Genomic DNA, 10,210 nt, shown 5'->3' on the forward strand with positions numbered 1-10,210 from the left:
AGGAGGTGAACCTGGCATGGGTCTCGAGGAGAAAGTCCCGAGCGGCTTCCTGCTGAGCACTGTCGAGACCGTCGCCGGCTACGCCCGCAAGGGTTCCCTGTGGCCGGCCACGTTCGGTCTCGCGTGCTGCGCGATCGAGATGATGGCGGCCACGTCGGGCCGCTACGATCTCGCCCGGTTCGGCATGGAGGCCTTCCGCGCGTCTCCGCGGCAGGCGGACCTCATGATCGTGGCCGGTCGGGTGAGCCAGAAGATGGCACCGGTGCTGCGGCAGGTGTACGACCAGATGGTCGAGCCCAAGTGGGTGCTGGCGATGGGGGTGTGCGCGTCCTCCGGTGGGATGTTCAACAACTACGCGATCGTGCAGGGCGTCGACCACGTCGTCCCGGTCGACATCTACCTGCCCGGCTGCCCGCCCCGGCCGGAGATGCTCCTCAACGCAATCCTGGAGCTGCACGCGAAGATTCAACAGATGCCGCTGGGCGTCAACCGCGAACAGGCGGTCCGGGCGGCGGAGGCGGCGGCGCTCGCGGCACGACCGGCGCAGCCCACGATCGACCTGGGGATGCCCGGGCGAGATGCCGGCAGGGCGTTGCGATGACGAACGACCGCGACCGGAATCCGCACGGAACCGACCCGGAGGCCACGGCCGGTCCGGAGGGCACGGTGCCGCCGGAACGCGTCGCGGGTGGCGAGATGATCGGCCTGCGCCAGGGCATGTTCGGCGTCGCCGGAACCGGTGACACCTCCGGCTACGGGCGACTGGTGCGACCGGTCACGTTGCCGGGCGGCACCCCGCGGCCGTACGGCGGCTGGTTCGACGAGGTGGTGGACGCTCTCGCCGGCGCGCTCGACGCGTCGGACGACGCGGGCGTCCTGTTCGACGACGCGGTCGAGAAGGTCGTCGTCTTCCGCGGCGAGCTCACCCTCCACGTGCGCCGCGAGTACCTGCCGCTGCTCGCCCGCCTGCTGCGTGACGTCCCGGAACTGCGGTTCGAACTGTGCCTCGGGGTGAGCGGGGTGCACTACCCGCAGGACTCGGGGCGGGAACTGCATGCGGTGTACCCGCTGATGTCGATCACCCACGGCCGTCGGCTGCGTCTGGAGGTGGCCGTACCGGACGCCGATTCGCGTATCCCGTCGCTGTGCCGGGTGTACCCGACCACCGACTGGCACGAGCGCGAAACCTTCGACTTCTTCGGGATCGTGTTCGACGGCCACCCGGCGCTCACCCGGATCGAGATGCCCGACGACTGGGTGGGTCATCCGCAGCGCAAGGACTACCCGCTCGGTGGCGTCCCCGTCGAGTACAAGGGGGCGAAGATCCCGCCACCGGACGAGAGGAGGGCCTACCAGTGAACCATCCTCGCGACCTCGACGACGGGAACGGCGGTGGCGGTACGGAGTTCACCGTCTCCGGTCAGGATTGGGACGAGATCGCCGACGCGGCCACCGCGGCCCGCGAGTCCGGTGCCGAACGCATCGTCGTCAACATGGGCCCGCAGCACCCGTCCACCCACGGGGTGCTGCGGTTGATCCTGGAGATCGAGGGCGAGACGGTCACCGAGGCCCGATGCGGTATCGGCTACCTGCACACCGGGATCGAGAAGAACCTCGAGTACCGCAACTGGACGCAGGGCGTCACGTTCGTCACCCGCATGGACTACCTGGCACCGTTCTTCAACGAGGTGGCGTACTGCCTGGGCGTCGAGAGATTGCTCGACATCACCGACCAGATCCCCGAGCGCGCCACCGTCGTGCGGGTATTGCTGATGGAGCTCAACCGGATCTCCTCGCACCTCGTGGCGCTCGCGACCGGCGGCATGGAACTGGGCGCGATCACGCCGATGCTCTTCGGGTTCCGCGAACGCGAACTGGTCCTCGACATCTTCGAGATGGTCACGGGCCTGCGCATGAACCACGCGTACATCCGGCCGGGCGGCATCTCGCAGGACCTGCCGGACGGCACAGACGGCAAGGTCCGCGAACTGCTCGACCTGATGCCGCGCCGACTGCGGGACCTCGAGAACCTCTTGAACGAGAACCCGATCTGGAAGGCCCGCACGCAGGGGATCGGCTACCTCGACCTGACCGGCTGCATGGCGCTCGGCGTCACCGGCCCGATCCTGCGCGCGACTGGACTGCCGCACGACGTGCGCCGATCGGACCCCTACTGCGGCTACGAGACCTACGACTTCGACGTCGTCACTGCCACCGGATCGGACTGCTACGGGCGCTATCTCATCCGCGTCCGGGAGATGGCGGAGTCGCTGAAGATCGTCGAACAGTGCCTGGACCGGCTGCGGCCCGGCCCGGTCATGGTCGCGGATCGCAAGATCGCCTGGCCCGCCGATCTCGCGCTCGGGCCGGACGGTCTCGGTAACTCCCTCGAACACATCCGCCGGATCATGGGCACCTCGATGGAGGAGCTGATCCACCACTTCAAGCTCGTCACCGAGGGGTTCCGCGTACCTCCCGGCCAGGTGTACGTGGCGGTCGAATCGCCGCGCGGTGAGTTGGGAGTGCACATGGTGAGCGACGGCGGGACGCGACCGTTCCGCGTGCACTACCGCGATCCGTCGTTCACGAATCTCCAGGCGGTGTCGGCGATGTGCGAGGGCGGGATGGTGGCCGACGTGATCGCGTCGGTGGCCAGCATCGACCCCGTCATGGGGGGAGTGGACCGATGACCGAACCACGAAGCACGCGACCGGTGTTCGTGGCGCTGGGGCCACGCCCGCAGGAGCGGCCGTCGTATCCGCCCGACGTCGCGGCCCGGCTCGCCGCCGACGCCGAGGAGATCGTGGCCCGCTACCACAGTCGCGCGGACGAGCCCGAGCCCGCGGGCACCGCGCGGTCGGCGCTGCTGCCGCTGCTGCACCTCGTCCAGGCAGAGGACGGATACGTCTCGCCCGCCGGAATCGAGTTCTGTGCGCGGCAACTCGGGCTGACCACCGCCGAGGTCACCGCGGTCGCCACCTTCTACACGATGTACCGCCGTGACCCGACCGGCAGATACCACGTGGGCGTGTGCACCAACAGCCTGTGCGCGGTGATGGGCGGCGACGCGATCTACGCGGCCCTGCGTGAGCACCTCGGAATCGAGAACGGGGAGACCACCGCGGACGGCGCCCTCACGCTCGAGCACATCGAGTGCAACGCGGCCTGCGACTTCGCGCCCGTGATGATGGTGAACTGGGAGTTCTTCGACAACCAGACACCGGCGTCGGCCACCGAGGTGGTCGACGCGTTGCGCGCCGGGCAACCCGTGACGCCGACCCGCGGCGCGCCGCTGTGCTCGTTCCGTGAGACCGCCCGCATCCTCGCCGGTTTCCCCGATCGACGACCCGGTGCGCTCGAGGCGGGCGGCGGCGCGGGACCGGCCACGCTCGCCGGGCTGCGAGTGTCCCGCGAGGACGGCGCCGACACCGCCGACGGCCCCGCACTGACGCCGGTCCTGAGCCGGCACTGGGACGACGCCCGATCGTGGACCCTCGACACCTACGAGCGCCACGACGGGTACACCGCACTGCGCAAGGCGTTGCGAATGAACCCCGACGAGGTGATCCAGACCGTCAAGGACGCGGGGCTGCGTGGCCGGGGCGGGGCCGGATTCCCGACCGGCATGAAGTGGTCGTACATCCCGCAGGACCCGGTCAGCAGCACTGCCACCGGAACCGCGAAGCCGCACTATCTGGTGGTCAACGCCGACGAGTCGGAACCGGGCACCTGCAAGGACATTCCGCTGATGCTCGCCACGCCGCACGCCCTCATCGAAGGCGTGGTCATCGCGGCCTTCGCGATCCGGGCGTCGCGGGCGTTCATCTACCTGCGCGGCGAGGTGGTGCCGGTGCTGCGGCGCCTGCAGGCCGCGGTCGCCGAAGCCTACGACGCCGGCTACCTGGGGCGGGACATCCTCGGATCGGGCTTCGATCTCGACATCGTGGTCCACGCCGGGGCCGGCGCCTACATCTGCGGCGAGGAGACCGCACTGCTGGACTCGCTCGAGGGCCGACGCGGACAGCCGCGGCTGCGGCCGCCGTTCCCGGCGGTCGAGGGTCTGTACGCGTGCCCCACCGTGGTCAACAACGTCGAATCGATCGCGAGTGTCCCGCCGATCATCCTGCGTGGGCCGGAGTGGTTCCGGAGCATGGGCAGCGAGGCGTCGCCGGGATTCACCCTGTTTTCGATCTCGGGCCACGTCGTGCGACCCGGTCAGTACGAGGCGCCGCTGGGAATCACGTTGCGGCAGTTGCTCGATCGTGCCGGTGGAGTCCGCACCGGCCATCGGCTCAAGTTCTGGACCCCGGGCGGTTCGTCGACGCCGATCTTCACCGACGAACATCTCGACGTGCCGCTGGACTACGAGGCCGTGGCGGGGGCGGGGTCGATGCTCGGCACCAAGGCGCTGCAGATCTTCGACGAGACCACGTGCGTCGTGCGAGTGGTGTTGCGGTGGACGGAGTTCTACGCCCACGAGTCGTGCGGCAAGTGCACCCCGTGCCGGGAGGGCACGTACTGGCTGGTGCAGATCCTCGAGCGGCTCGAGCGCGGGGAGGGCACCGAGGAGGACCTCACCAAGCTGCTCGACATCTCCGACACCGTCCTGGGCAAGTCCTTCTGTGCGCTCGGGGACGGCGCGACGAGTCCGATCACGTCCTCGCTGCAGTACTTCCGCGACGAGTACCTCGCACACTTCGAGCACGGCGGTTGTCCCTTCGACCCGGACGAGTCGGCGCTGGTCGCGCCGGTGTCCGGGGTGACGGCCCGACCGGAAGGGAGGAACACATGACCGTGATCGCAGGCGCGGACGCGTCGGGTCAGCCGGTTCCGTCGGACCGCGTCACCCTCACGATCGACGGCGTCGAGGTGACCGTGCCCAAGGGGACGCTGGTGATCCGTGCGGCCGAGGGCATCGGCATCCAGATTCCCCGGTTCTGCGACCATCCGCTGCTCGACCCGGTCGGTGCCTGCCGGCAGTGCATCGTCGAGGTCGAGGGGCAGCGCAAGCCGTTGGCGTCGTGTACGACCGTCGCGACCGACGGCATGGTGGTCCACACGCAGGTCACCTCCGAGGTGGCGGACCGGGCGCAGAAGGGCGTCATGGAGCTGCTGCTCATCAACCACCCGCTGGACTGCCCGGTCTGCGACAAGGGCGGCGAGTGCCCGCTGCAGAACCAGGCGATGTCCAGCGGCCGCTCCGAATCCCGCTTCGGCGGCGTCAAACGCACCTTCCCCAAACCGATTCCGCTGTCCAGTGAGGTGCTGCTCGACCGCGAACGCTGCGTGCTGTGTGCGCGGTGCACCCGCTTCTCGCGGCAGATCGCGGGCGACCCGATGATCGAACTCCTCGAACGCGGCGCCCTGCAGCAGGTCGGCATCGGCGAGGGGGAGCCGTTCGACTCCTACTTCTCCGGCAACACCGTGCAGATCTGTCCGGTCGGCGCGCTCACCGGCGCCGCGTACCGGTTCCGGGCCCGGCCGTTCGACCTGGTGTCGAGCCCGAGCGTGTGCGAGCACTGCGCGAGCGGCTGCGCACAACGCACCGACCACCGCCGCGGCGTGGTGATGCGCCGCCTCGCCGGCGACGACCCACAGGTCAACGAGGAATGGAACTGCGACAAGGGACGCTGGGCGTTCACCTACGCCACCCAGCCGGACCGGATCGAGACCCCGCTGGTGCGGGACGACTCCGGCGACCTGGTGCCGGCATCGTGGCCGCAGGCCGTCGCGGTCGCCGCGCGCGGACTCGCGGCCGCTGCCGGCGGTGCGGGTGTCCTGGTGGGCGGCCGGGCCACCGTGGAGGACGCGTACGCGTACGCGAAGTTCGCCCGAATGGTGCTCGGTACCAACGACATCGACTTCCGATCCCGGGTGCACTCCGCCGAGGAGGCCGGGTTCCTGACGGCCCGGGTCGTCGGCCGTGTCCTCGGCGCCGATCCCGCCGCGGTCAAGTACGAAGACGTCGAGCGTGCGCCGGCGGTCCTGCTCGTCGCGTTCGAGCCGGAGGAGGAGTCACCGATGGTGTTCCTCCGGCTGCGCAAGGCCGTGCGAACCCGCGGGGCCGTCGTGATGTCGGTCGCGCCGTACGCGACCCGCGGCCTCGAGAAGATGTCCGGCCGGTTGCTACGGGCGGTCCCCGGTGACGAACCGGCGATCCTCGACGAGCTGACCACATCGGAGTTCCTACGCGGCGCCGGTTCGGTGATCCTGGTCGGGGAGCGGGCCGCCGGCATTCCGGGAACCCTGTCGGCCGTCGCGCGTCTGGCCGACGCGACGGGCGCACGGATCGCATGGATCCCGCGGCGGGCCGGTGAACGCGGTGCGCTGGAGGTCGGGGCGACCCCGGTGGTGCTGCCGGGCGGGCGGCCCGCCGCCGACCCCGTCGCGCGGCGGGAGATCGCGACACTCTGGGGAACCGGCAGCCTGCCCGCCGGACCGGGGCGCGACACCTCGCTGATGCTCTCGGCGGCCGCGACCGGCGCAGTGGGGGCGCTCGTGGTGGGTGGCGTCGAACTCGACGACCTCCCCGATCCCGCGGGCGCGACGGCGGCCCTCGACGCCGCCGGTTTCGTCGTCAGCCTGGAGCTGCGCCGCAGTGCCGTCACCGATCGCGCGGACGTCGTGTTCCCGGTCGCGCCGGTCGCGGAGAAGCCCGGCGCCTTCGTCGACTGGGAAGGCCGGGTGCGGCCGTTCGAGGCCGCGCTGCGCGACACCGGGGCGGTACCGGACCAGAAGGTGCTCCACGCGCTGGCCGCCGAGATGGGCGTCGCGCTCGGGTTGCCCGACGTCGCGGCCGCGCGCATCGAGATCGCGCGGCTGGGCACGTGGTACGGCGTCCGGCCGCCGTCCTGGGAGGTCGCGCCGCAGCCGGTGCCAGAGCCCGGACCCGGAGAAGCCGTCCTGGCCAGCTGGCGGACGCTCCTCGACGCCGGACGCATGCAGGACGGCGAACCGTACCTCGCCGGGACGGCCCGCCCACCCGTCGTCCGTCTGTCGGCCGACTGCGCCGCGGAGATCGGTGTGCGCGACGGGGATCCGGTGACCGTCGAGACCGAACGAGGAGCGGTCACGCTGCCGCTCGCGATCACCGATCTGCCCTACCGGGTGGTGTGGCTGCCGATGAACTCGCCGGGGTCGGCGGTGCACCGACAACTCGGCCGACCCGGTGACGTGGTGCGCGTTCGACGTGCCGAGCCGGACGGCGTCGCGGGGTCGGCCGCCCGAGGGGAGGTCGTGCGATGACACCCCTTGCCGCCGCCGACCTGTCGATGTTCGGCCACGACCCGTGGTGGCTCGTGATCGTGAAGGCGTTGGCCATCTTCGTGTTCCTGGTGCTGACGGTCCTCATAGCGATCTACGCCGAACGGAAGGTGCTGGCGTGGATGCAGATGCGCGTCGGACCGGACCGCGTCGGGCCCCGCGGCATTCTGCAGACCCTCGCCGACGGCATCAAACTCGCGCTCAAGGAGGGGATCGTCCCGGCGGGCGTGGACAAGCCCGTCTACCTGCTCGCGCCGATCATCGCCACCGTCCCGGCGTTCATGGCGTTCGCGGTCATCCCCTTCGGCCCCGAGGTCTCGATCCTCGGCCATCGAACTCCGTTGCAGCTGACCGACCTTCCGGTGGCGGTGCTCTACATCCTCGCGGTGACGTCGGTGGGTGTCTACGGCATCGTGCTGGCCGGTTGGGCGTCGGGTTCGACGTATCCGCTGCTCGGCGGGCTCCGGTCCACCGCGCAGGTCATCTCGTACGAGGTCGCGATGGGGCTGACGTTCGCCGCGGTCTTCCTCGACGCCGGCACCATGTCGACGTCGGGAATCGTTGCCGCGCAGGAGGGCACGTGGTACGTCTTCCTGCTGCTGCCGTCGTTCCTGATCTACGTCACGTCGATGGTCGGCGAGACCAACCGGGCGCCGTTCGACCTGCCCGAGGCCGAGGGCGAACTCGTCGGCGGCTTCCACACCGAATACTCGTCGCTGCGGTTCGCGATGTTCATGCTGTCCGAGTACGTGAACATGGTGACCGTCTCGGCGCTGGCGGCGACCATGTTCCTCGGCGGCTGGCACGCGCCGTGGCCGCTGAACATGTGGTCGGGTGCGAACTCGGGGTGGTGGCCGCTGCTGTGGTTCGTCGCGAAGGTGTGGGCGTTCCTGTTCGTGTTCATCTGGCTGCGGGGCACCCTGCCACGGTTGCGCTACGACCAGTTCATGAACCTGGGCTGGAAGATTCTGATCCCCGTCGCGCTCGTGTGGGTCATGGTGGTCGCGACGGTTCGGGTACTGCGCAACGAAGGGCACGACACGCGCTGGATCGTCCTGGTTGTCGGCGGCGTGATCGTGGCACTGGCGCTGCTCGTCCTGCTGTGGCGCCGCCTCTCGGCCGCGCGAGTGGCACCGCCCGGTGCTCCGCCGGTCGCCGCCGACCAGTTCGACCCGATGGCCGGTGGCTTCCCCGTCCCGCCGCTACCGACGCCCGCACAGCGGACCGAGCCGGCGCTCGCGGCGTCGCGGCACTCCGGAAAGGAGGAGTTCGATGCCTGAATTCCTGGACTCCATCGCGGGTTTCGGCGTGACCTTCTCGACGATGTTCAAGAAACCCGTCACCGAGTTCTATCCCGAAGAGAAGGCGCCGACAGCCCAGCGCTTCCACGGCCGGCACCAACTCAACCGGCACCCCGACGGGCTCGAGAAGTGCATCGGCTGCGAGTTGTGTGCGTGGGCGTGCCCGGCCGACGCGATCTACGTCGTGGGAGCCGACAACACCGACGAGGAGCGGTATTCGCCGGGGGAGCGGTACGGCCGGACCTACCAGATCAACTACCTGCGGTGCATCGGCTGCGGACTGTGCGTCGAGGCGTGCCCCACCCGGGCGCTGACGATGATCAACGACTACGAGATGGCCGACGACAACCGCACCGATCTGATCTACGAGAAGGACCGCCTGCTGGCCCCGCTGGAACCGGGGATGGAGGCGCCGCCGCACCCGATGGCGCCGGGTACCACCGACGAGGACTACTACCGCGGAACGGTGTCCGGCACGGTGACCGAGCCTTCGCCGCGATCCGGGGAGGTGACCTAGTGGAACCCGGGACCCTGCACGCGACGACACTGCTGGCCGCGGAGACCTTCACCCGCACCTCCACCGGGGAGGGCGTGCAGTTCTGGATCCTCGGCACTGTCGCCGTGCTCGGCGCGCTCGGGGTGGTGTGCGCACCGAAGGCCGTGTACTCGGCGGTCTTCCTGGCGATGACGATGATCGTCCTCGCGGTGTTCTACATCGCGCAGGGCGCGCTGTTCCTCGGCGTCGTGCAGGTGGTGGTCTACACGGGGGCGGTGATGATGCTGTTCCTGTTCGTGCTGATGCTCGTCGGTGTCGACTCGTCGGACTCCCTCGTGGAAACCCTGCGTGGACAGCGCATTGCGGCGGTGGTGGCCGGACTCGGCTTCGGACTGCTGCTGATCGGTGCCCTCGGCAACGCCACCATCGGCGTCGCGCGCACCGGCGAGGTCGGGTTCGTCGGACTCGACCAGGCCAACGCCGGCGGCAACGTCGAGGGCATCGCCGAGATCGTCTTCATCCGCTACGTGTGGGTGTTCGAACTCACCGGCGCCCTGCTCATCACCGCGACGATCGGTGCGATGGTGCTCGCCCACCGCGAACGTTTCGAGCGTCGCCTCAGTCAGCGGGAGATGTCGCAGCAGCGTTTCCGCGACTGGGGTGCGGGCGAGCCCGACGCCACCGCCCGCGTCACACCGCTGCCCAGTCCCGGCGTCTACGCGCGCAGCAACGCGGTCGACATGCCGGCCCGGTTGCCCGACGGGTCGTACTCGCGCGAATCGGTTGCCCGCGTTCTCGATCCACGTGGGATCCCGCCGTCGTCCGCGGCACCGAACGGGGAGGAAGCGCCGTGAATCCCGACAACTACCTGTACCTGGCCGCGCTGCTGTTCACCATCGGTGCCGCCGGGGTGCTGCTGCGGCGCAACGCGATCGTCGTGTTCATGTGCATCGAGTTGATGCTCAACGCCTCCAACCTCGCGTTCGTCACGTTCGCCCGGATGCACGGCAACCTCGACGGTCAGGTGTTCGCGTTCTTCACGATGGTCGTCGCCGCGGCCGAGGTCGTCGTCGGCCTCGCGATCATCATGACCATCTTCCGCACCCGTCGCTCGGCCTCCGTCGACGACGCCGACCTGCTCAAGTACTGA

The 10,210-nt window shown here is 69.7% G+C and carries 9 protein-coding genes; all 9 read left to right on the forward strand.

Annotated elements, in window-relative coordinates; genetic code table 11:
- Positions 1-16 precede the first annotated feature (16 nt).
- The 9 genes from ACQ5DX_RS07675 to nuoK are packed head-to-tail and all read left to right on the forward strand — an operon-like array spanning position 17 to position 10,210.
- Complete coding sequence (locus ACQ5DX_RS07675) at positions 17-601, forward strand: NuoB/complex I 20 kDa subunit family protein (protein ID WP_430332066.1); 585 nt, start codon at positions 17-19, stop codon at positions 599-601.
- A complete protein-coding gene (locus ACQ5DX_RS07680) occupies positions 598-1,359 on the forward strand; it encodes an NADH-quinone oxidoreductase subunit C (protein WP_430332067.1) in 762 nt (253 codons plus the stop codon). Before ACQ5DX_RS07675 ends, ACQ5DX_RS07680 begins: the two co-directional genes overlap by 4 nt.
- Positions 1,356-2,690 (forward strand): NADH dehydrogenase (quinone) subunit D, encoded by a 1,335-nt coding sequence (gene nuoD / locus ACQ5DX_RS07685; protein ID WP_430332068.1) that lies wholly within the window; start codon positions 1,356-1,358, stop codon positions 2,688-2,690. Before ACQ5DX_RS07680 ends, nuoD begins: the two co-directional genes overlap by 4 nt.
- Positions 2,687-4,792 (forward strand): NADH-quinone oxidoreductase subunit NuoF, encoded by a 2,106-nt coding sequence (gene nuoF / locus ACQ5DX_RS07690; protein WP_430332069.1) that lies wholly within the window; start codon positions 2,687-2,689, stop codon positions 4,790-4,792. Before nuoD ends, nuoF begins: the two co-directional genes overlap by 4 nt.
- Positions 4,789-7,245, forward strand: a complete 2,457-nt coding sequence (locus ACQ5DX_RS07695; RefSeq protein WP_430332070.1) for an NADH-quinone oxidoreductase subunit G — start codon at positions 4,789-4,791, stop codon at positions 7,243-7,245. Before nuoF ends, ACQ5DX_RS07695 begins: the two co-directional genes overlap by 4 nt.
- On the forward strand, positions 7,242-8,543 hold the full coding sequence (nuoH, locus tag ACQ5DX_RS07700; RefSeq protein WP_430332071.1) for an NADH-quinone oxidoreductase subunit NuoH: 1,302 nt from the start codon (positions 7,242-7,244) through the stop codon (positions 8,541-8,543). Before ACQ5DX_RS07695 ends, nuoH begins: the two co-directional genes overlap by 4 nt.
- The gene (nuoI, locus tag ACQ5DX_RS07705) at positions 8,536-9,081 is read left to right on the forward strand and encodes an NADH-quinone oxidoreductase subunit NuoI (protein WP_430332072.1); all 546 of its coding nucleotides are present in this window, start codon (positions 8,536-8,538) and stop codon (positions 9,079-9,081) included. The genes nuoH and nuoI overlap by 8 nt, the downstream gene beginning before the upstream one ends.
- Positions 9,081-9,914 (forward strand): NADH-quinone oxidoreductase subunit J, encoded by an 834-nt coding sequence (locus ACQ5DX_RS07710; protein WP_430332073.1) that lies wholly within the window; start codon positions 9,081-9,083, stop codon positions 9,912-9,914. Before nuoI ends, ACQ5DX_RS07710 begins: the two co-directional genes overlap by 1 nt.
- Positions 9,911-10,210 (forward strand): NADH-quinone oxidoreductase subunit NuoK, encoded by a 300-nt coding sequence (gene nuoK / locus ACQ5DX_RS07715; RefSeq protein ID WP_430332074.1) that lies wholly within the window; start codon positions 9,911-9,913, stop codon positions 10,208-10,210. Before ACQ5DX_RS07710 ends, nuoK begins: the two co-directional genes overlap by 4 nt.

This window comes from Rhodococcus sp. ACT016, from assembly GCF_050477185.1.
In the GTDB taxonomy this organism is placed as follows: domain Bacteria; phylum Actinomycetota; class Actinomycetes; order Mycobacteriales; family Mycobacteriaceae; genus Prescottella.

Excerpts from the sequence above, each read along its gene's own strand:
- ACQ5DX_RS07675 (WP_430332066.1), top strand. The coding sequence starts at position 17 with ATGGGTCTCGAGGAGAAAGTCCCGAGCGGCTTCCTGCTGAGCACTGTC.
- nuoI (WP_430332072.1), top strand. The coding sequence starts at position 8,536 with ATGCCTGAATTCCTGGACTCCATCGCGGGTTTCGGCGTGACCTTCTCG.
- nuoH (WP_430332071.1), top strand. The coding sequence starts at position 7,242 with ATGACACCCCTTGCCGCCGCCGACCTGTCGATGTTCGGCCACGACCCG.
- ACQ5DX_RS07695 (WP_430332070.1), top strand. The coding sequence starts at position 4,789 with ATGACCGTGATCGCAGGCGCGGACGCGTCGGGTCAGCCGGTTCCGTCG.
- ACQ5DX_RS07680 (WP_430332067.1), top strand. The coding sequence starts at position 598 with ATGACGAACGACCGCGACCGGAATCCGCACGGAACCGACCCGGAGGCC.
- nuoF (WP_430332069.1), top strand. The coding sequence starts at position 2,687 with ATGACCGAACCACGAAGCACGCGACCGGTGTTCGTGGCGCTGGGGCCA.